This window comes from Pseudomonas sp. M2(2023) (assembly GCF_030263955.1).
Classification (GTDB): domain Bacteria; phylum Pseudomonadota; class Gammaproteobacteria; order Pseudomonadales; family Pseudomonadaceae; genus Aquipseudomonas; species Aquipseudomonas asiatica.
The window spans coordinates 4,563,482-4,584,103 of the sequence record NZ_CP127114.1; the positions used below are offsets into that span (position 1 = coordinate 4,563,482).

Here is a 20,622-nt window from a genome sequence, read left to right on the forward strand (position 1 = left end):
CCTTCGATTGCCTTGAGCCAATCACTGCACGATAGCTGGTCTCAGTCGCGACGGTCGAGCAAGTTGACCACCAACCGGTCCAGCCACCCCCACAACCGCTGCTTCACCCGGCGCCACAGCGGCCGGGCATTCCAGTGGCCCAGGTCGACCACCTCGCTCAAGGCGAAATCACGCTCGAAACTGGCCTGCACGGCAGCCGTCAGCGGCGGGTCGAGTGCCTCGATATTGGCCTCGAGGTTGAAGCGCAGGTTCCAGTGATCGAAGTTGCATGAGCCGATACTGACCCAGTCGTCGATCAGCACCATCTTCAGGTGCAGGAAACACGGCTGGTACTCATAGATGCGCACCCCGGCGCGCAGCAGACGCGGGTAATAGCGGTGCCCGGCGTAACGTACCGAGGGGTGATCGGTGCGCGGCCCGGTCAGCAGCAGCCGCACATCGACCCCCTTGCCGGCAGCCCGGCGCAGCGACCGGCGCACGCTCCAGGTCGGCAGGAAGTAAGGCGTGGCCAGCCACACTCGCTGCTTGCCGCTGTTGATCGCGCGCACCAGCGAATGCAGGATGTCCTGGTGCTGGCGGGCGTCGGCATAGGCCACCCGGCCCATGCCCTGCCCCTGTGCAGGCACCTTGGGCAGGCGCGGCAGGCCAAAGCCTTCGGCGGGGCGCCAGGCGGTGCGACGGTTGTTGGCGTGCCACTGGCGGTCGAACAGCAACTGCCAGTCGCTTACCACCGGCCCCTGCATCTGCACCATCACCTCGTGCCATTCACTGGTCGCCTCGCCCGGCGTCCAGAACTCGTCGGTGACGCCCGTGCCGCCCACCACTGCCCAGCGTTCGTCCACCAGCAGCAACTTGCGGTGATCGCGGTACAGGTTGCGCAAGCCACGCTTCCAGCGCAGGCGGTTGTACCAGCGCAGGTACACACCTGCGTCCAGCAGGCGCTGACGCAACTTGCTGTTGAAGGCCAGCGAGCCATAGTCGTCGAACAGGCAGCGCACCCGCACGCCACGTCGGGCAGCGTGCTCCAGCGCTTCAACCACCGCATCCGCGCAGTCACCGGCCTCGACCAGATACAGTTCCAGGTCGACCTGGAATTCGGCGCGCATGATCGCCAGGAGCATGCGCGGAAAAAACTCGGGGCCGTCGATCAGCAGTTCGAACTGGTTGCCATCCCGCCAGGGAAAGACCGGCCCCGGCATGTCAGCGGGCGGTGAAGATCAGCACCGCGCTAACCGGCACCGACGGGTTGATGGACTTGAGCCCGGCGAACTTGCGCAGGCGTTGCAGCCCCGGCAGCAGGCCGAAATCCTCGGCGCGCAGCACCAGGGGCTCCAGGGTCACCACCTGGAAGCGTCGCTCGTCCAGGCGGGTGGCCAGCAGCAGGGCGTTGTAGCTGTGGGACTGGCCATGCAGCGTCACGGTCAATGGCAGGCGCAGTTCGATCTGGGCACCGTTGGCCAGGTCGTTGATCGGCCGTAGGTCCAGTTGCGCCTGCACCTTGGCTTCGGCAAAGCGTTCGACCTCGAACAGGTCCTCGCGCATGCGTTCATCACGCAGCGGAATACCGCTGCTCACCGAGTCCATCTCGATGCTCAACCCGGCCACTCCCTTGCGGTCGACCGTGCCATGCAGCACCAGGAAGCGGTGCACTTCGGCGGTGTTACCGTTCTTGCCGGTAATGAACGAAAGGCGCGAAGACTCGCCATCGAGGTGCCAGTTGGCGTGGGCGGGCAGGCAAAAAGCCAGCAACAAGGCGGGCAGCAGGCGGGGCAGCTTGAACATGACAGATCTCGTGAAACCAGGCCGCCAACCTTACCCGCCCGCCTTCACGGCAGCAAGCGGCAGCCCTCGCGCGGGCCTTGCCAAGCAGCCTGATTGCGACGGCCCAGGCCTTCGGCGGTGACCTGCCGCTGTTGGCTGTCTTCCTCCAGCAGGCTCAGCGGCAGCCATTGCTTCACGTAGCCTTGGCAATACGCCGGCTCGAACCCCATGACGAAGCGGCACGAGCAATATTCCTTGGCCGAGTAGGCCGAAAGGATACCAGGGAAGTCCGCCAGGGCCTGGCGCTCATGCCAGGCCCAGTACACCACCCCCAGCAACACCACCAGCAGCACCCGCTTCATGCTCCCTCCCCAGCCAGCGCCGCGAGTATCCGCTTTAGCAGTTCATCGTGCTGGTAGCTGCCGTCGCGGTCATCGGCGTAACGCACGATCACCAGCTTTTGCGCGGGCAGCACGTACAGCGCCTGGCCCCAGTGGCCAAGGGCGGCATAGGTGTCTGCGGGAGCACTCGGCCAAGGCCGGGCAGCGCCGGGCAGCGGCTGGTTGAGCCACCAGTGGCCACCGGGGTTGGCCTCGCCGGGCAGCGCTTCGGCCTCAGCAAACGGCGTGCGGTTGAAGGTCACCCAGGGCTTGGGCAGCAATTGCCGATCCTGCCAACGCCCGTCGCGCTGCATCAGCAGGCCGATGCGCGCCAGGTCGCGAGCGCTGAGGTACAGGTAGGACGAACCCACATAGGTACCCGCGCGGTCCCGCTCCCATACCGCGCTGTCGATCCCCAACGGAATGAACAGCGCATGCCAGGGGTAGTCGTGGTACTGACCGGCATCGAGCATGCCGCGCAACGCGGCGGCCAGCAGGTTGCTGTCGCCACTGGAATAGAGAAACCGCTGGCCCGGGCTGGCCACCGCTTCCCGCGCCGCCGTGTAGGCCGCCATGTCCTCGCGGCCACGGGTATACAGCATGGCCACCACCGAGGACTTGAGCGGGGCGTATTCGTAGTCTTCCTGCCAGTCCAGGCCGCTGGCCCAATGCAGCAGATCGGCCATGCGCACGCCGGGATGGGCGTGCATGGCCGGGTAGAAACGGGTCACCGGGTCCTGCAGCTGGAAGCGGCCTTCGCCCTGGGCTACGCCCAATAGCGTGGCGAGTACGCTCTTGCTGATCGACCAGGTGAGGTGGGCGGTGGCGGCAGTGCTGGGGGCGGCGTAGCGTTCGTGGAGGATGCGGCCGTCGCGGATGATCAGCAGGGCGTCGGTGCGGATGCCGCTGCGTTCGGGGGTGGTGCGTGCGGGGAAGGCGTAGGCGTCGACGGCTTGCCAGTCGAGGGGGGTGTTGTCGATTGGCCAGTCCGGCGTTGGCCAGACCTCGGCTTTGGCGGTTCCCGTAGCCATGCAAAAAAGCAGCAGCAGACTTTTCAGCATCCCGTTTCAGGCTCGCAATTTTGGGGCTGCTGCGCAGCCCTTTCGCGACACAAGGCCGCTCCCACAGGGAACAGCGCTGCTCTTGCTTTTGTGGGAGCGGCCTTGTGTCGCGAAAGGGCCGCACAGCGGCCCCAGGATTCATCGGACCACAAAAACCTATCAGCCATTCATGACAATCCCGCAGCAGCCCAAGCCTTGTTCAGCCGCTTCTCCCGCGCCGCCGCCGCCAGCGCCATCACCCCCTGGTCACGCTGCCAGATCTGCGCCCACTGCGCCGGCCCCGCCGCCAACGCGGCATCGATCTCCCCTCGCAGCGCCTGGAACTGTGCAAACAATCCTCCCAGCAACAAATGGCAACCAACGCTATCGGCGCACTGCCGGCTACCTTCGGCACACCCGGCCAGCAGCCCAAGCAGCTGCAGGCGCAGGGCCTGCGGCCAGGCGCACTCCTGCCCCACGCCATATAACCAGGCCGTCAACGCCGTAAGCACATACAAGTCCTCCAGCGAACGGAACGGCTTCACATAGGCATCCCAACCATCACCGGCCAACAACTCGCACGCCGCGTGCTCCAGCACCAGTCGCCCATGGCCTACTTCCGGCATCAGCGGCAGCGTCGGCAGCGCTTCCAGCGTCACGCCTGGCTCCCCGGGGTAGACCACCGCCAGGTTCAACTGCGGTGCCGCGCCCGTCGCCTCGCAGCGCGCCGCCACCAGCAGCCATTCCGCCTCCAGGCCGGCAGTGACGAAGTCCTTGCTACCGGTCAGCCGCAAGCCGTCCAGGCGCGTGCGCATGTCCGCCGGCCGCACGCTGCGCCGTTCGGTGGCGCACAGGGCGCCGAGGCTGGGTGGAGCACTGGGCCACAGCATGCGCAAGGCGGCCTGGTAGCCGACCAGGAAGGCCAGGCCGGGGGTGGCCATCGCGCGCCCGCCGAGCACCGCCAGTTCGAACGGGGCAACCGGGCCAAGGCGCTCGAGCAGCGCAGCATAGGTTTCGCCCAGAGTGCCCGCCAGCGCTTGGCGAAGCGGGTCGTTGAGTCGTTGCAACCAGGCCATCGGTCGGCTCCTTGCTGAAGGGCTTTCAGTTGTGGCTCAGGGGGTGTCACGCAAGCATCACCAAAGATTCACAGGGGTGACACCCCATCTACCTAGGCTGACTTTGCACAACAAAGCCGACCGGCCGCAACCCTTCATGGCTGGCTTATGGAGACTCGTAATGACTCGGATCGCTCACGCTGGCGACAACAGCACCGAACGCCGTCTGCAAGCCGAACGCCTGGTTGGCGCCACGGCCCTGCAGGAAGCCCAGGCCCTGCGCTACAAAGTGTTCAGCGCCGAATTCAAGGCCAAGCTCAAAGGAGCCGAGCAAGGCCTGGACATGGACGACTACGACGTGCACTGCCGCCACATTGGCGTACGCGACCTGAGCACCGGCGAGCTGGTTGCCACCACCCGCCTGCTCGACCATCAGGCCGCCAGCAGCCTGGGCCGCTTCTATAGCGAAGAAGAATTCAGCCTGCATGGCCTGTTGCAGCTGCAGGGCCCGATCCTGGAGCTGGGCCGAACCTGCGTAGCTCCCGACTACCGCAACGGCGGCACCATCGCCGTGCTCTGGGGCGAACTGGCCGAAGTGCTCAACGAAGGCCGCTACAGCTACCTGATGGGCTGCGCCAGCATCCCCATGCAGGATGGCGGGGTACAGGCCCATGCGGTGATGCAGCGCCTGCGTGACCGCTACCTGTGCACCGAGCACCTGCGCGCCGAGCCGAAGAACCCATTGCCCAACCTGGCACTGCCGAACAACGTCATCGCCGAGATGCCACCGCTGCTCAAGGCGTACATGCGCCTGGGCGCGAAGATCTGCGGCGAGCCGTGCTGGGACGAAGACTTTCAGGTGGCCGACGTGTTCATCCTGCTCAAACGCGACGAACTGTGCCCACGCTACGCCCGCCACTTCAAGGCAGCGGTCTGATGCCGAAGCTGCGGGTAATGGCCCGCCTGACTCGACTGCTGCTGGTACTGCTGCTGGGCATGCTGATGGCTAGCGTGATCGCCCTGGGCGAACGCCTGGGGTTCAAGACGCCCATCGAGCGCCGCCAGCGCTGGACCTGCCTTTTCATGAAGCGCCTGGTCGCGGCCCTGCCCTTCGATGTGCGGGTGATCGGAGAGCTGCCCCAACGGCCAATGCTGTGGGTCAGCAACCACGTGTCCTGGACCGATATCCCGTTGCTTGGCATGCTGCTGCCGCTGTCGTTCCTGTCCAAGGCCGAAGTGCGGCACTGGCCGGTGGCCGGCTGGCTGGCGGAAAAGGCCGGCACCTTGTTCATCCGCCGTGGCGGGGGCGACAGCCAGCGCCTGCGTGAGCAGATCGCCAGGCAACTGGGTCTTTCCCGGCCGCTACTGATCTTCCCGGAGGGCACCACCACCAGTGGCCGTACCCTGCGCACCTTCCATGGTCGCCTGCTGGCAGGTGCCATCGACCGTGGCGTGGCGGTGCAGCCGGTCGCCATCCAGTACCTGCGCGATGGCCAGATCGACCCGATTGCACCGTTTATTGGTGACGATGACCTGGTGTCGCACCTGATGCGCCTGTTTGCCCTGCCGCGGGGCGAGGTATGCATTCACCTGCTGCAGCCGATCGGCAGCGTGGGCAAGGAGCGAGCGGTGCTGGCGTTGCAGGCGCAGCAGGCGATTCACCTGGCGTTGTTCGGGGTTGAAGAGGTTGAGCTGGCGCCACGGCGGCAGGCGCGGGCTGCCTGAGTTTTATGCACTGCCTGTTCTGGCCTTTTCGCGGGTGAACCCGCTCCCACAGGGATGGCGCTCATCCTGAGTTCTGTGGTGTACCTGTGGGAGCGGGTTTACCCGCGAAGAGGCCGGCAATGCCAACCCAGCACTAACTGTCAGACATCCGCCCCGCTGCAGCAAACGCCTGCAACTGTGGATAAAACTCCCTGAAGTCCGCCAGCAATGGCTCATACAGCCGCTCCAGCTCCCCCATCACCCCAACCATGCCCTCCGGCCGCGATAGGCGCCGGGCAATGCCGTTGAACACCTGCTCCAGCCTGGCAAAGTCGCCATACGCACCCAGCCAGTCATCCGCCGCCATGAACGGCGCTATCCGCGCCAGCCGCCCCGGCAACTCGGGCTCCGCAAGCAATACCCGATAAAAATCCCCGGTGAACTGCTCCAACGGCTGCTCGGCATAATCCTGCCAATGCCGGGCCAGGCAATGGTCGAAAAACACATCCAGAACGATGCCGGCAAAGCGCCGCCGCTCCCGCGGAAAGCGCGCCAGTGCCGCCAGCACCAACGGGTGCTGGTCGGTATAGCTGTCGATATGCCGGTGCAACCGGATGGCCGCCTCCAGCGCTGGCGGGAAGCGCCCTTCCAGCGAGCCTTTGACGAAGTCGCCATACAGGCTGCCAAGCTGTTGTTGCGGCGCCGGGCCGCCAAGGTGCAGGTGTGCGAGGTAGTTCATGAGCGCAGTCTAGCACCGCCGGCCCATATATCGTTATAACGCGATATAGCGATTCGTGCTCAGCTCAGAACCTCTTCATATTTGTATATCGGGAAACCACGATTTACATTTCGTCCTATCGCGATATACCGCTACAACGAGCCTCAACCCATGCCTCTCGATCTCGACGAAATCATAAAAGCGCTGGCCCACCCGGTCAGGCGAGAAATCCTCAGCTGGCTGAAGGACCCGGCTACGCAATTCCCCGACCAGTACCACAGCACCGAAAACGGTGTGTGTGCCGGGCAGATCGACCAACGCTGCGGCCTGTCGCAGTCGACCGTCTCCGCCCACCTGGCCACCTTGCAGCGCGCCGGGCTGATCAGCAGCCAGAAGATCGGCCAATGGCATTTCTTCAAACGCAACGAAGCCACCATCCAGGCGTTTCTCGAACAACTGCGCCAAGCACTCTGAACAGGCAGGTAACCGTCATGACCACGCTTTTCGATCCGATCACCCTGGGCGACCTGCAACTGCCCAACCGCATCATCATGGCCCCGCTCACCCGCTGCCGGGCCGACGAAGGCCGCGTGCCCAACGCGCTGATGGCCGAGTATTACGTGCAGCGCGCCAGCGCCGGGCTGATCCTCAGCGAGGCGACCTCGGTCAGCGCCATGGGCGTCGGCTACCCGGATACCCCCGGTATCTGGAACGACGAACAGGTGCGTGGCTGGAACAACGTGACCAAGGCCGTGCATGCCGCCGGCGGGCGCATCTTCCTGCAGCTGTGGCATGTTGGCCGCATCTCCCACCCCAGCTACCTGAACGGCGAGCTGCCGGTGGCCCCCAGCGCGATCCAGCCAAAGGGCCATGTAAGCCTGGTGCGCCCGCTCAGTGACTACCCCACCCCACGTGCGCTGGAAACCGAAGAAATCATCGACATCGTCGAGGCCTACCGCAGCGGTGCCGAGAATGCCAAGGCTGCCGGTTTCGATGGTGTGGAAATCCACGGCGCCAACGGCTACCTGCTCGACCAGTTCCTGCAGAGCAGCACCAACCAGCGCACCGACCGCTACGGTGGTTCGCTGGAAAACCGTGCACGGCTGCTGCTGGAAGTGACCGATGCGGCCATCGAGGTATGGGGCGCAAACCGCGTGGGCGTGCACCTGGCGCCGCGGGCCGATGCCCATGACATGGGCGATGCCGACCGTGCCGAAACATTTACCTACGTGGCCCGTGAGCTGGGCAAGCGTGGTATTGCCTTCATCTGCTCGCGGGAAAAGGAAGCCGATGACAGTATCGGCCCGCTGATCAAGGAAGCGTTCGGGGGCCCGTACATCGTCAATGAGCGCTTTGACAAGGCCAGTGCCAATGCAGCCCTGGCCAATGGCAAGGCCGACGCCGTGGCGTTTGGCGTGCCGTTCATCGCCAACCCTGATCTGCCGGCGCGGCTGGCGGCGGATGCGCCGTTGAACGAGGCGCGGCCGGAGACTTTCTATGGCAAGGGGCCGGTGGGGTACATCGACTATCCGCGGTTGTGATTCAAGGCCATTCGCGGGCACGCCCGCTCCCACAAGTACAGCGACAAGCTTGAAGATTGTGCTGACCCTGTGGGAGCGGGCGTGCCCGCGAAGAAGGCTCAGGTGACCTCAGGGCCGGGCATTGATCTGCTGCTGCAGGTTCTGGATCTGGCTCTGCAAGGTATTCAGGTTGCGTGTCGTCTGCGCCCGGAAGGCGTCGAATTCCTGCACCGAAGCACCACTGGACGCCGCCGCGGCCGGGCGGTTGTCGATCTGGCTCTTGAGCACCAGGATGTCCTGCTCCAGGTCCTGGATGGCCGCGCTCGGGTTACCCTGCTTCTTCAGCGCAGCAACCTCGCTGCCCAGGCTCTTGAGCTGCGCATCCAGCTTGGCGCCATCCACCTGTGCGGCCTTCAGCGCAGCAACCTGTTCGTTCAGGCCCTTGAACTGGGTATCCAGCTTGCCACCATCGACCTGGCCCGAGCGCAACGCGGCCAGCTCGCCATTCACCGCCTTCAACTGCGCCTGCAACTGGGTTTGCAGTTGGGTCACGACCTTCTGCTGTTCACGGGTATCAGCCAGTACCTGCTCCAGGCGCTTGCCCAGGTCGCCGGTCTGCCCGGCCACACCCTTCTGCAACTGGCGCAACTGCAGCTTCAACTCCTCGCTGTTGGTAGTCGCGCCGGATTCGCTGGCAGCCACCTTGCCGCTGATCGCTTGCAGGCGCCCGGCAGCCTCTTCGCTGATGCGAGCGAAGCTTTCCTGGGTCGCCACCAGTTGCTGCTCCATCAACGAGATCTGCTGGAAGCTCCACCAGCCAAGGCCCGCCAAGGCGATGAACGAGGCCCCGAGCAATGCCCACAGCGGCGCCGTGCTGGCACCGCGAGCGGCCTTCTGGCGGCTGCGCACCACGTGCGCCGGCATCAGTTCGTCATCGTCATGGGTGCCCGCCCGCAGGCTAGGCACGTCATCGTAGTCATCGTGAGCATGGTTACGCATGGATACATTCAACCGCGGTAGTCGCAAAGAGGCACGAGTATAAACCGCCAGCGCGGCGCGTTGATGACCATTGTCGGCCGGCCGGCTTTACTGCCCCGGCGGCTGGTGCTTCCACCAGGCACAGAATTCATCCAATGCCGTCCACAGGCTGACCTTGGGCTGGTAGTCCAGGTACTGTCGGGCGCGGCTGATATCCAGGGTGAAATCGCGGCTCATCACCTGCATCCCCAGGCGCGACAGGGTCGGTTGCGGGCGTCCCGGCCACAACATGCAGGCCGCCTCGTTCAGCGCGGCCAGGCTGTAGGCCAGGCCGTAGGAACGGTAACGGGTAACCTGCGGCAGCTGCATCTGGCGCATCACGTAGTTGACCACGTCCCACAGCGGCAGCGGCTGGCCGTTGCTGATGTTATAGGCTTGGCCCAGCGCCCGGTCATCGGCGAACAGGGCACTGAGCAGCGCTTCGTTAAGATTGTGCACGCTGGTGAAATCGACTTTGTTCAGGCCGTTGCCGATGATCGCCACGCGCCCCTTGCGCTGCATCTGCATCAGCCGCGGGAAGATACTGGCATCGCCAGCGCCGGTGACGAAGCGTGGGCGCAGCGCCAGCACCTCGAGGCCGAATTCCTGGGCACCGAACACTTTCTGCTCGGCCATGTACTTGGTCTGCCCGTAGTGGTCGTGGAAGCGGCGCGGCACCTGGTCTTCACGGATTTCCAGGCGCGAGCGGCCATTGAAGTAGATCGACGGCGACGACAGGTGTACCAGCCGCCGTACGTGCTCCTTCAAGCAGCCCTCGACCACGTTTTCGGTGACCACCACATTGCCTTGATAGAAGTCCTGGTAGCGCCCCCAGTTGCCCACTGCGCCGGCGCAGTGCACTACCGCCTCGACGCCCTGGCACAGGCGGCGGGCCAGCTCGGCATCCCCCAGGTCGCCGGGGATGAACTGGGCGCCGCGCTTGACCAGGTGCTCGACCCCTTCGGCTCGACGGCCGCTGACCCGCACGTCCAGGCCCTGCTCCAGGGCAAAGCGTGCAAAGCGCCCGCCAATGAAGCCACTCGCGCCGGTGACCAGAATTCGCATGTAAGACTCCGTCTAGATTTCAGATGCAACTGACGCCAGCCGTGGCTACAAGGGCACCAGCCATTGCCTTGCGGTGTGCCGCAGGTGGTCGGTCAGTTGCGCGAGCAGTTGCCCGCCATTGCGCCAATGATGCCAGTACAGCGGCACATCGATGGGGGTATCACTGCAGATTTCCACCAGCTGGCCGCTGGCCAGTTGCTCGCGGGCCTGCAGTTCGGGCACCAGGCCCCACCCCAGGCCGGCTTCGGTCATGCGCAGGAAGCCTTCGGACGACGGGCACAAGTGGTGCAGGAAGCCATCCTCGATGCCCAGCGATGCCAGGTAGCGGTGTTGCAGGAAGTCGTCCGGGCCGTAAACGATCGCCGGGGTACGGGCCAGGCGGCTGGCAGCGAAGCCCTGCGGAAAATGCCGCGCCATGAACCCGGGGCTGGCCAGCGCCCGGTAGCGCATGGCGCCCAGCGGCAGGCTGCGCGCGCCGGCCACCGGCCGCTCGCTGCCACACAGGCAGGCCGCAACTTCGCCCGCACGCATGCGTTTCAGACCCACTTCCTGGTCTTCCACCACCAGGTCGGTCAGCACATTCTGCTGCGCGCAGAAAGTGCCCACTGCCCCGGCCCACCAGGTGGCCAGGCTGTCGGCATTGAGAGCAATGCGCAGGCGCTCCGGCATGCCCTCCTCGTCCAGTGCCGGCACCTGGCGCTGCAGGTCGCGTTCGAGCAGGCGCACCTGCTGCACATGGTTGAGCAACTGGCGGCCGACTTCGGTCGGGCTTGGCGGTGTGGCACGCACCAGCACCGGCTGGCCGACCCGCGCCTCGAGCAGCTTGATGCGCTGGGAAATGGCCGACTGCGACAAGCCCAGCACCTGCGCCGCGCGTTCGAAACCACCCTGCTCGATCACGGCGGCGAGGGCGGCCAGCAGCTTGTAGTCGAACATCGTTTTTCCTAATGACGGATCAGCTCTATTTGTTTTTCTTATACAGCGTGGTTCATCACAATGGCCAGCATCTTTTAGACGCTTTGGAGAGCGCGCCATGTGGCAAAGCTATCTCAACGGCATGCTCGTGGCCTTCGGCCTGATCATGGCCATCGGTGCACAGAACGCTTTCGTCCTCGCCCAGAGCTTGCGCCGCGAGCATCATTTGCCGGTGGCGGCACTGTGCATCGTCTGTGACGCCATCCTGGTGGCGGCCGGAGTGTTCGGCCTGGCCACCGTGCTGGCGCACAACCCGACCTTGCTGGCGATCGCCCGCTGGGGCGGCGCGGTGTTCCTGATCTGGTACGGCGCCAAGGCGTTGCGCAGCGCCTGCTCCAGGCAGAGCCTGCAGCACCAGCAGGGCCAGGGTGCGCGCTCACGCCGCGCGGTGTTGCTCAGTGCACTGGCGGTGACCCTGCTGAACCCGCACGTGTACCTCGACACGGTGCTGCTGATCGGCTCGCTGGGCGCCCAGCAGGCTGCGCCTGGCGCCTACGTGGCCGGCGCTGCCAGTGCCTCGCTGCTGTGGTTCTCGACCCTGGCGATCGGTGCGGCCTGGCTGGCACCGTGGCTGGCCCGGCCGGCGACCTGGCGCATGCTCGACCTGATGGTGGCGGTGATGATGTTCGCGGTGGCGGCGCAGTTGATCTTCAACTGACATCAAGGGCCCTATCGCCGGCAAGCCAGCTCCCACAGAGATGTCACCAGGCCTGAGGGCGGTGATATCCCTGTGGGAGCTGGCTTGCCGGCGATGAGGCCCTTGCAGGCAACAGCTGACGCCACTGGTCGGCACAGCCCAACCGCTCTGGAACCTCTATTCCCTATCTTTGTTGCGTGGTTATGCGCCGGGCCCGGTGCTATGATCCAGCCCTTGCGTCGCAAAGAGTACAAACTCGTCGACGCACATCGGGCCGCCCGTGATCGGCCTTGCGCAAACCGCAAACAGACCTGAATCAGGAGATCCACCATGGCTTTTGAATTGCCGCCGCTGCCGTACGCCCACGATGCCCTGCAGCCGCACATCTCCAAGGAAACCCTGGAGTATCACCACGACAAACACCACAACACCTATGTCGTGAACCTGAACAACCTGGTCCCAGGCACCGAATTCGAAGGCAAGACCCTGGAAGAGATCGTCAAGAGCTCTTCGGGCGGCATCTTCAACAACGCCGCTCAAGTCTGGAACCACACCTTCTACTGGAACTGCCTGGCACCAAACGCCGGTGGCCAGCCGACCGGTGCCCTGGCTGACGCCATCAACGCCGCTTTCGGTTCCTTCGACAAGTTCAAGGAAGAGTTCACCAAGACTTCGGTTGGCACCTTCGGTTCCGGCTGGGGCTGGCTGGTGAAGAAGGCTGACGGTTCCCTGGCCCTGGCCAGCACCATCGGCGCCGGCTGCCCGCTGACCAGCGGCGACACCCCGCTGCTGACCTGCGACGTCTGGGAACACGCCTACTACATCGACTACCGCAACCTGCGTCCGAAGTACGTCGAGGCGTTCTGGAACCTGGTCAACTGGGCCTTCGTCGCCGAACAGTTCGAAGGCAAGACCTTCAAGGCCTGAGTCATCCAGCCTTGAGACACAACCCCGGCGCCACGCCGGGGCTCTTCGAAAATCCGATGCCAGTCCCCTGGTATCGGATTTTTCGGGGCATGCGAGGGGCCAGAACGCCCTGTTTTCAGGAAGCGTACCGATCAAGCCAGCCAAGGCTATCTACGGTGGCACCCGTAGGCCGATACTCACATCCAACCCACCCCGCATACCCGCGCTGCTCCAGCGCCGCCAACAACCCCGCAACATCCATCTGTCCCGTTCCCGGCTGATGCCGCCCCGGACAGTCGGCCACCTGCACATGCACCGTCCGTTCAAAGAACTGCGCCAACACATCGGCAGCATTTCCAGTCAGCAACTGTGCATGATAAAGATCAAGGATCAGCCCAATACCGGGATGCGCCTCCAGTACCTGCTGCGCCTTGCCGAAATCGGACATGTAATACCCCGGCATTGCCTGCGTGCAGATCACCTCGATCAATGGCCGCAGCCCCTGGTCCTCAAAATACTTCACGGCATAGTCCAGGTTGCTCGCATACACCTTGTCGGCGCCATCCTCGTGGGTTACCCCAGACATCAGGTGCACATCCGCACACGCCAGTGCGCGGGCATAGCTGACGGCCTGGCTTAACCCGTCACGGAATTCGAGCTCCTTGCCCGCCACAGCAGCAATGCCCTTGGAAACGCCGGCCGGCGCGGCAAACTGGACCAATGGCAACGCATATTGCGCCAGTTGATCAGCCAACAAACTCGCGTCGAATTCATAGGGTGACGGGAATTCCACCGCGCGAAATCCGGCGGCGGCAGCGGCTTCGATACGCTGCAGAAAAGGCAGTTCAGTGAACTGGAAGCCGAGATGAGCATTGAATTTGAGCATACGTATAGATCCATCCGTGTGTGGTATTTTCCTGTCCCCAGTCCGACCCGAATCTGCTGGATCGACTGAAGTTAACCATTCGGAATACAGCCTGTGATAAAGAAAGATCTCGCCCTGCAGTTGGCCCCTCGCGTCATCGAGATGATCCGCGCCCGGTCGATGAAGGCCGGCGAGCCATTGCGCGAGCAGACCTTCGCCCAAGCCTTCGATGTCTCCCGCTCCCCCATTCGCAGGGTATTTGCCCTGCTCGCCGAGTGGAACATCGCGGTGCAGGAGCCCAATCGCGGCTACTTTCTGAAACAGGACGCCGGGCAGATCCAGGAAACCACTGTACCGCCCACCTGCGACCCATTCGAAGACTTCTACCTGCGCGTGGTGGACGACATCCTCAGCGGGGAAATCCCTGCCGAATTCTTTGAGGCCCAATTACTGCGACGCTACTCCGTGCCCCGCGGGCAAATGCTCAAGGTCCTCAACCGGCTGGCAAGCGAAGCCATGGTCGAGCGCAAGCCCGGGCAAGGCTGGAGCCTTAACGAATTCGTACACAACGCCCAGACCCACATCCAGAGCTACCGCTTCCGCATGGCCATCGAGCCGGCCGCACTGCGCGAACCAGGCTACAAGGTCAACCAGGCCGCATTTGCCAAAGCCCGGGAGCAACAGCAGGCCATGCTCGACGGCGAAATTCACCAGCTCTCACGTGCCCAACTGTTCGAAATTGGCGCCCAGTTTCACGAAATGATCGTGCAGTGCTCGGGCAATCTCTTCTTCATAGATGCCATACGTCGGCAAAACCAGCTCAGACGCTTCATGAGCTACAAAGCCAACGTCGACCGCAGTCGCCTGATGACGCAATGCCTGGAGCACCTGCACCTGCTCGACTTGATCGAGTCCGGTCGGCGTGAAGAAGCCGCTCAGTTTCTCTGGAAACATCTGGACGAAGTCGGCCGGCTCAAGACCCGTCAGGATGCCTTGCTGGAAAGCCAGCAGGCGTAAACCCCTTCCCCCGCCTACCTTTCATTACCCGCGCGTTCAGATCAGGGAAGGCAGCTTAGACATTGCCTTCTTTTAACGCAAGATACAAAACAACCCTGAGATCCAGCGCCAGGATTGAATTTCGCGCCACTTATTGTATTTCATTGCAAGAATAAGCAATTATGCGCGCCGCTCGGACGCACTGTGGCACCGAATCACACAGGGATGATTGCAATGAAACAAGGAACGTTGGCTAACGGGACGGGGGTCTCCAGCCTGCTGTTCGGGGTGTACACGATTCTGCTGGCCCTGCTTGGCCTGACGCTGGCCTGTCAGGGAAGCACGCTGGTCAGTGCCGGCGGCTCGCCTTACTACGCAATGATGGGTACCGCATTGCTGCTGTCAGCCGCACTCATGGGCCTGAAGAAGTCGCTCGGCATCTATCTCTACGGTGCAGCATCCCTGGCCACCTACGGCTGGGCAATCTGGGAATCCGGCTACAACGGCTGGGCCTATATCCCACGTCTGGCATGGCTGGTACTTCTCAGTGTGATCTTTCTGGCCTTCTGGCCTCTTGTCCGGCGCGACTTTGCCAAAGTCAACAAGGCACTGTATTTCAGCATCATGGGGGGGATGCCGCTGCTGATGGCGGCCACCATCCTGACACCGCTGTTCTTCCCCAACACCGTTCACCTGGCCGACTCGCCCGCTATCACCGCGCATACACAGCAACCCTTCAGCCGCAGTAGGTGACCTCACCGGACGCCAATGTCGCCGCGTCCCACGACAAGACCAACTGGACCGCCTATGCCGGCTCCAACCTCGGCAACCACTATTCCGCTGCGGCGCAGATTACCCCAAGCAACGTTTCCGGCCTGGTCAAGGCCTGGGAGTATCATCATGGCGATGTGAAACAGCCTGGCGAAAAAACCAAGTATCTGAACGAGGCCACGCCAATCAAGGTTGGCGACTCGCTGTATACCTGCACGCCCAAGCAAATCATCATTTCGTTGAGCGCCACTACCGGCAAAGAGAACTGGCGCTACGACTCGAAAGTCGACCCGGACTATTTCGCCAACGGTGGTGCCTATTGCCGTGGTGTCTCGTACTACGAAGTATCCAATGCCAGTGGCCTATGCGCCAAACGCATCATCTGGGGCACCAACGACATCCGCCTGGGTGCAGTTGATGCGCTCACCGGGCAGGCCTGCCCAGATTTCGGCACGGCAGGCTTTGCCGACCTCAAGGACGGCCTGGGCACGTTCCGCAAAGGCTCCACCGGCATCACTTCTGCACCACTGGTAATCCGCGGTGTGGTCATTACCGGTGGCCGCGTGCTTGATTCGGATGTGCGCCCAGCGCCATCAGGTGTGGTTCGCGCCTACGACGCAGTCAGCGGCAAACAGAAGTGGGCCTGGGACCTCGGTCGCCCCGACAGCACTGCGCCTGCCGACGCCGATGAAACCTATACGCTCAGCACGCCCAACTCATGGGCGCCGATTTCCGCCGACGACGAACTGGGGCTGGTCTACATCACCACCGGCAATGCTGCAGGCGACTTCTATGGCGGTACCCGTACCGAACAGGAAGACAAGTTCAGCTCTTCACTGGTGGCCCTGGATGCGCTCACCGGCAAGGTCAAATGGCATTTCCAGACCGTCCATCACGACCTCTGGGACTACATGAGCGAAGGGCGGCAGTACGTTGTTGCCGTGGTCGGCGGGCATGACCGGATTCCGACCAAGCTGGGTGACAGCATCATTGCCTGGGCGCTGCCGGAAAAATAGCGCGCCCGCTGCGTAAAGGCGCTGTTCGGCACTGAAAGCCAGGCGCTGACATACCCGCTATCAACCAATCATCGACAGCCGATGGCGCGCCGTGCGCCGTCGGGTGGTAGTTGCCGTTCATCGCAGGGACCCGTCCGCTTCTCCAGCGGCGTGCAAATCAGACCCGCCCCACAGGCGCTACTCCATTTGGAGGAATGTGCCATGCCTGAGGGGGCGGGCTTGCCCGCGAAGCGGTCGACACGGTTTTCATCCACGCCCCACCCGCAAAACGCTTGCTCAGCCCGCATACCACGCTAACATCAAACCTCTGGAAGATTGTCACGGCGCATTCAAGTTGCGGGGTCAGGCAACCGATACACTTCTGATGGTCGGCCGATAGTGTATCGTCATCGTTGATGGCAAAATGATGCCATGCGCATGGATTAAGGAAACCCCCATTGAAGCTGGAATTGCGGAACAGCTTGTCGGTCAAGTTGCTCAGGGTCGTGCTGCTGTCGGCGCTAGCGGTCGGTGTCGTGCTCAGCTGTGCGCAAATCGTCTACGACACCTACAAGACCCGCCAAGCCGTGAACAGCGATGCCCAACGCATCCTCGACATGTTCCGCGACCCCTCGACCCAGGCGGTATATAGCCTCGACCGCGAAATGGGCATGCAGGTGATTGAAGGCCTGTTCCAGGACGAATCGGTACGCATGGCCTCCATTGGCCACCCCAACGAAACCATGCTCGCAGAAAAGTCCCGCCCGCTGCAGGACATGTCCATGCGCTGGCTGACCGACCTGATCCTCGGCCAGGAACGTACCTACAGCACGCAACTGGTCGGCCGCGGCCCCTACAGCGAATATTACGGCGACCTGAGCATCACCCTCGACACCTCGTCCTACGGCGAAGATTTCCTGATCAACGCCGTGATCATCTTCATTTCCGGCGTGCTGCGGGCCCTGGCCATGGGCCTGGTGCTGTATCTGGTCTACCACTGGCTGCTGACCAAACCGCTGTCGAAGATCATCGAGCACCTCACCCAGATCAACCCCGACCGCCCAAGCCAGCACCAGCTGCCGCTGCTCAAGGGCCACGAGAAGAACGAGCTGGGCCTGTGGGTAAATACCGCCAACCAGCTGCTGGCCTCGATCGAGCGCAACACCCACCTGCGTCACGAGGCGGAAAACAGCCTGCAACGCATGGCCCAGTATGACTTCCTCACCGGCCTGCCCAACCGTCAGCAACTGCAGCAGCAACTGGACAAGATCCTCGTCGACGGTGGCCGCCTGCAACACCGCGTGGCGGTGCTATGCGTAGGCCTGGACGACTTCAAGGGCATCAACGAGCAGTTCAGCTACCAGGTCGGCGACCAGTTGCTGCTGGCCCTGGCCGACCGCCTGCGCGCCCACAGCGGCCGACTGGGCGCCCTGGCACGCCTGGGTGGTGACCAGTTCGCCCTGGTGCAGGCCAATATCGAGCAGCCCTACGAGGCCGCCGAACTGGCGCAGAGTATCCTCGACGACCTGGAAGTGCCGTTCGACCTCGACCACCACCAGCAGATCCGCCTGCGCGCCACCATCGGCATCACCCTGTTCCCGGAAGACGGCGACAGCACCGAGAAGCTGCTGCAGAAAGCCGAACAGACCATGACCTTGGCCAAGGCCCGTTCGCGCAACCGCTACCAGTTCTACATCGCCAGCGTCGACAGCGAGATGCGCCGCCGTCGCGAACTGGAAAAGGACCTGCGCGAAGCCCTGCCACGCAACCAGCTGTACCTGGTGTATCAGCCACAGATCAGCTACCGCGACCACCGCGTGGTCGGTGTCGAAGCACTGCTGCGCTGGCAACATCCGGAGCTGGGCATGGTGCCCCCGGACCAGTTCATCCCCCTGGCCGAACAGAACGGCAGCATCATCGGCATCGGCGAATGGGTGCTCGACCAGGCCTGCCGGCAATTGCGCGAATGGCACGACATGGGCTTCAGCGACCTGCGCATGGCGGTCAACCTGTCCACCGTGCAGCTGCACCACAACGAGCTGCCGCGGGTGGTCAACAACCTGCTGCAGGCTTACCGCCTGCCACCACGCAGCCTGGAGCTGGAAGTCACCGAGACCGGCCTGATGGAAGACATCAGCACCGCTGCCCAGCACCTGCTGAGCCTGCGCCGCTCCGGAGCACTGATTGCCATCGACGACTTCGGCACCGGCTACTCGTCGCTCAGCTACCTGAAATCGCTGCCTCTGGACAAGATCAAGATCGACAAGAGCTTCGTCCAGGACCTGCTGGACGACGATGACGACGCCACCATCGTCCGCGCCATCATCCAGCTGGGCAAGAGCCTGGGGATGCAGGTAATCGCCGAAGGCGTGGAAACCGCCGAACAGGAAACCTACATCGTCGCCCAGGGCTGCCACGAGGGCCAGGGCTACCACTACAGCAAGCCGCTGTCGGCCCGTGAGCTGACCAACTTCCTCAAGCAGGCACAGCGAAACCAGGTTTCGATGTTCTGAGCCGCCTGCCCGATTACAGCCCGTGACCGGCATTTACACGAATTGCATGCCCGCCCCTTTACAGCAAATGCAAATCTTTCGCATGATGTTGTCGTTTCGCGTGCCACGGCGCACCGTCCACCCCTTGGTCCAACCACACGACGCAGGAAACCAATAATGATTCGAATGCCTCTGGCCTCCGCCAGTCTGCTGGCCATTGCCATCGCTCTCGCCGGTTGCGGTGAAGGCAAGGACGACAAGGCCGCCGCGCCGCAAGCCCAGGCACCTGCTGCCGCCAGCACCACCGCTGCAGCGCCCGGGGCTGTCGACGAAGCCGCCGGCAAAGCCGTGGTCAAGCATTACGCCGAGCTGGTCTACGCCGTGTACAGCGACTCGCTGAGCACCGCCAAGACCCTGCAGACCGCAGTCGACGCGTTCCTGGCCAAGCCGAACGACGAAACTCTGAAAGCAGCCAGGGAAGCATGGGTCGCCTCGCGCGTACCGTACCTGCAGAGCGAAGTATTCCGCTTCGGCAACACCATCATCGACGACTGGGAAGGACAGGTGAACGCCTGGCCGCTGGACGAAGGCCTGATCGACTACGTCGACAAGAGCTATGAGCACGCCCTGGGCAACCCGGCGGCCAACGCCAACATCATCGCCAACACCGAGATCCAGGTGGGCGAAGAGAAGATCGACGTCAAGGACATCACCCCCGAGAAGCTGGCCAGCCTGAACGAACTGGGCGGCTCTGAAGCCAACGTCGCCACCGGCTATCACGCCATCGAGTTCCTGCTCTGGGGCCAGGACCTGAACGGCACCGGCCCGGGCGCGGGCAACCGTCCGGCGTCGGACTACCTGGAAGGCAAAGGCGCCACCGGTGGCCACAACGACCGCCGCCGTGCCTACCTGAAAGCGGTCACCGACCTGCTGGTCAAGGACCTCGAAGAGATGGTCGGCAACTGGGCCCCGAACGTTGCCGACAACTACCGCGCCAAGCTGGAAGCCGAGTCGGTCAACGACGGCCTGCGCAAGATGCTGTTCGGCATGGGCAGCCTGTCGCTGGGCGAACTGGCTGGCGAGCGCATGAAGGTTTCGCTGGAGGCCAACTCGCCGGAAGACGAGCACGACTGCTTCAGCGACAACACCCACTACTCGCACTTCTACGATGCCAAGGGCATCCGTAACGTCTATCTGGGCGAGTACACCCGCCCGGACGGCAGCAAGGTGACCGGCCCGAGCCTGTCGTCGCTGGTGGCCAAGGTAGACCCGGCTGCCGACGCCACCCTCAAGGCCGACCTGGAAGCCACCGAAGCCAAGATTCAGGTGATCGTCGACCACGCGCTCAAGGGCGAGCACTACGACCAGCTGATCGCTGCCGACAACGCAGCCGGCAACCAGATCGTGCGTGACGCCATCGCCTCCCTGGTCAAGCAGACCGGTGCGATCGAGCAGGCCGCGGGCAAGCTGGGCATTGCCAACCTGAACCCGGATACCGCGGATCACGAGTTCTGATCCTGCTGTAGCGGTTCTGAAAGAGGCGGCCTTCGGGTCGCCTTTTTCGTTCAGGCAACACACCCCCTTGTAGGAGCGGCCTTGTGTCGCGAAAGGGCCGCAAAGCGGCCCCCCCGGCATTGTTTGCATCGGTGCCGAAATCCTGGGGCTGCTTTGCAGCCCTTTCGCGACACAAGGCCGCTCCCACAAGAGACCGAGCATGCCGACATG

At 63.5% G+C, this 20,622-nt stretch carries 21 protein-coding genes; 11 read left to right on the forward strand and 10 right to left on the reverse strand.

Annotated features, from left to right (window positions below; translation table 11 throughout):
• Positions 1–41: 41 nt before the first annotated feature.
• The 5 genes from QN085_RS20980 to QN085_RS21000 all read right to left on the reverse strand — a co-directional run bounded on the left by QN085_RS20980 (position 42) and on the right by QN085_RS21000 (position 4,257).
• Positions 42–1,199 carry a phospholipase D-like domain-containing protein gene (locus QN085_RS20980; RefSeq protein WP_013974064.1) on the reverse strand — a complete coding sequence of 386 codons (1,158 nt, stop codon included), beginning with the start codon at positions 1,197–1,199 and terminating at the stop codon, positions 42–44.
• Position 1,200: 1 nt separating this feature from the next.
• Positions 1,201–1,782: a YceI family protein gene (locus QN085_RS20985; protein WP_013974065.1), complete on the reverse strand. Its 582-nt coding sequence runs from the start codon at positions 1,780–1,782 to the stop codon at positions 1,201–1,203.
• Positions 1,783–1,826: 44 nt separating this feature from the next.
• On the reverse strand, positions 1,827–2,123 hold the full coding sequence (locus QN085_RS20990; protein WP_013974066.1) for a hypothetical protein: 297 nt from the start codon (positions 2,121–2,123) through the stop codon (positions 1,827–1,829).
• On the reverse strand, positions 2,120–3,202 hold the full coding sequence (locus QN085_RS20995) for a serine hydrolase domain-containing protein (RefSeq protein WP_041505623.1): 1,083 nt from the start codon (positions 3,200–3,202) through the stop codon (positions 2,120–2,122). Before QN085_RS20995 ends, QN085_RS20990 begins: the two co-directional genes overlap by 4 nt.
• A 167-nt stretch (positions 3,203–3,369) precedes the next feature.
• Positions 3,370–4,257: an acyl-CoA dehydrogenase middle domain-containing protein gene (locus tag QN085_RS21000; protein ID WP_013974068.1), complete on the reverse strand. Its 888-nt coding sequence runs from the start codon at positions 4,255–4,257 to the stop codon at positions 3,370–3,372.
• 160 nt (positions 4,258–4,417) lie between these two features.
• Between QN085_RS21000 and olsB the strand changes: the two genes are divergently transcribed.
• Together olsB and QN085_RS21010 are read left to right on the forward strand one after the other, a co-directional pair.
• Positions 4,418–5,173 (forward strand): L-ornithine N(alpha)-acyltransferase, encoded by a 756-nt coding sequence (gene olsB, locus QN085_RS21005; protein ID WP_013974069.1) that lies wholly within the window; start codon positions 4,418–4,420, stop codon positions 5,171–5,173.
• Complete coding sequence (locus tag QN085_RS21010) at positions 5,173–5,961, forward strand: lysophospholipid acyltransferase family protein (protein ID WP_013974070.1); 789 nt, start codon at positions 5,173–5,175, stop codon at positions 5,959–5,961. The genes olsB and QN085_RS21010 overlap by 1 nt, the downstream gene beginning before the upstream one ends.
• 133 nt (positions 5,962–6,094) lie before the next feature.
• Here the strand turns inward: QN085_RS21010 and QN085_RS21015 are convergent, their stop codons facing one another.
• On the reverse strand, positions 6,095–6,679 hold the full coding sequence (locus QN085_RS21015; protein ID WP_023661203.1) for an acyl carrier protein phosphodiesterase: 585 nt from the start codon (positions 6,677–6,679) through the stop codon (positions 6,095–6,097).
• Between the two features lie 150 nt (positions 6,680–6,829).
• On the opposite strand from QN085_RS21015, the gene QN085_RS21020 reads away from it, so the two are divergent.
• Together QN085_RS21020 and QN085_RS21025 are read left to right on the forward strand one after the other, a co-directional pair.
• Positions 6,830–7,132: an ArsR/SmtB family transcription factor gene (locus QN085_RS21020; protein WP_003258229.1), complete on the forward strand. Its 303-nt coding sequence runs from the start codon at positions 6,830–6,832 to the stop codon at positions 7,130–7,132.
• A 17-nt stretch (positions 7,133–7,149) separates the two neighbouring features.
• Entirely contained in the window at positions 7,150–8,199 is a 1,050-nt protein-coding gene (locus QN085_RS21025; RefSeq protein ID WP_013974072.1) for an alkene reductase, read from the forward strand.
• 108 nt (positions 8,200–8,307) lie between these two features.
• Here the strand turns inward: QN085_RS21025 and QN085_RS21030 are convergent, their stop codons facing one another.
• The 3 genes from QN085_RS21030 to QN085_RS21040 form a co-directional block, all read right to left on the reverse strand.
• A complete protein-coding gene (locus QN085_RS21030; protein WP_013974073.1) occupies positions 8,308–9,177 on the reverse strand; it encodes a hypothetical protein in 870 nt (289 codons plus the stop codon).
• A gap of 87 nt (positions 9,178–9,264) precedes the next feature.
• A complete protein-coding gene (locus QN085_RS21035; RefSeq protein WP_013974074.1) occupies positions 9,265–10,260 on the reverse strand; it encodes an NAD-dependent epimerase/dehydratase family protein in 996 nt (331 codons plus the stop codon).
• 45 nt (positions 10,261–10,305) lie between these two features.
• Complete coding sequence (locus QN085_RS21040; protein ID WP_013974075.1) at positions 10,306–11,196, reverse strand: LysR family transcriptional regulator ArgP; 891 nt, start codon at positions 11,194–11,196, stop codon at positions 10,306–10,308.
• A gap of 97 nt (positions 11,197–11,293) precedes the next feature.
• On the opposite strand from QN085_RS21040, the gene QN085_RS21045 reads away from it, so the two are divergent.
• Together QN085_RS21045 and QN085_RS21050 are read left to right on the forward strand one after the other, a co-directional pair.
• A complete protein-coding gene (locus QN085_RS21045; protein ID WP_003258234.1) occupies positions 11,294–11,893 on the forward strand; it encodes a LysE/ArgO family amino acid transporter in 600 nt (199 codons plus the stop codon).
• A 309-nt stretch (positions 11,894–12,202) separates the two neighbouring features.
• Positions 12,203–12,799 (forward strand): superoxide dismutase, encoded by a 597-nt coding sequence (locus QN085_RS21050; RefSeq protein ID WP_013974076.1) that lies wholly within the window; start codon positions 12,203–12,205, stop codon positions 12,797–12,799.
• A 115-nt stretch (positions 12,800–12,914) separates the two neighbouring features.
• Here the strand turns inward: QN085_RS21050 and QN085_RS21055 are convergent, their stop codons facing one another.
• A complete protein-coding gene (locus tag QN085_RS21055) occupies positions 12,915–13,664 on the reverse strand; it encodes a hydroxypyruvate isomerase family protein (RefSeq protein ID WP_013974077.1) in 750 nt (249 codons plus the stop codon).
• Between the two features lie 93 nt (positions 13,665–13,757).
• Here QN085_RS21055 and QN085_RS21060 point away from each other — a divergent pair, with 93 nt between their 5' ends.
• The 5 genes from QN085_RS21060 to QN085_RS21080 all read left to right on the forward strand — a co-directional run bounded on the left by QN085_RS21060 (position 13,758) and on the right by QN085_RS21080 (position 20,412).
• Positions 13,758–14,660: a GntR family transcriptional regulator gene (locus QN085_RS21060; protein WP_023660868.1), complete on the forward strand. Its 903-nt coding sequence runs from the start codon at positions 13,758–13,760 to the stop codon at positions 14,658–14,660.
• A 213-nt stretch (positions 14,661–14,873) separates the two neighbouring features.
• Positions 14,874–15,392: a hypothetical protein gene (locus tag QN085_RS21065; RefSeq protein WP_230397018.1), complete on the forward strand. Its 519-nt coding sequence runs from the start codon at positions 14,874–14,876 to the stop codon at positions 15,390–15,392.
• Positions 15,389–16,426: a PQQ-binding-like beta-propeller repeat protein gene (locus QN085_RS21070; protein WP_230397017.1), complete on the forward strand. Its 1,038-nt coding sequence runs from the start codon at positions 15,389–15,391 to the stop codon at positions 16,424–16,426. Before QN085_RS21065 ends, QN085_RS21070 begins: the two co-directional genes overlap by 4 nt.
• A gap of 437 nt (positions 16,427–16,863) precedes the next feature.
• Positions 16,864–18,918: a putative bifunctional diguanylate cyclase/phosphodiesterase gene (locus QN085_RS21075; RefSeq protein ID WP_015271685.1), complete on the forward strand. Its 2,055-nt coding sequence runs from the start codon at positions 16,864–16,866 to the stop codon at positions 18,916–18,918.
• A gap of 156 nt (positions 18,919–19,074) precedes the next feature.
• Positions 19,075–20,412, forward strand: coding sequence for an imelysin family protein (locus QN085_RS21080; RefSeq protein WP_013974080.1), 1,338 nt, complete (start codon positions 19,075–19,077; stop codon positions 20,410–20,412).
• Positions 20,413–20,622 lie beyond the last annotated feature (210 nt).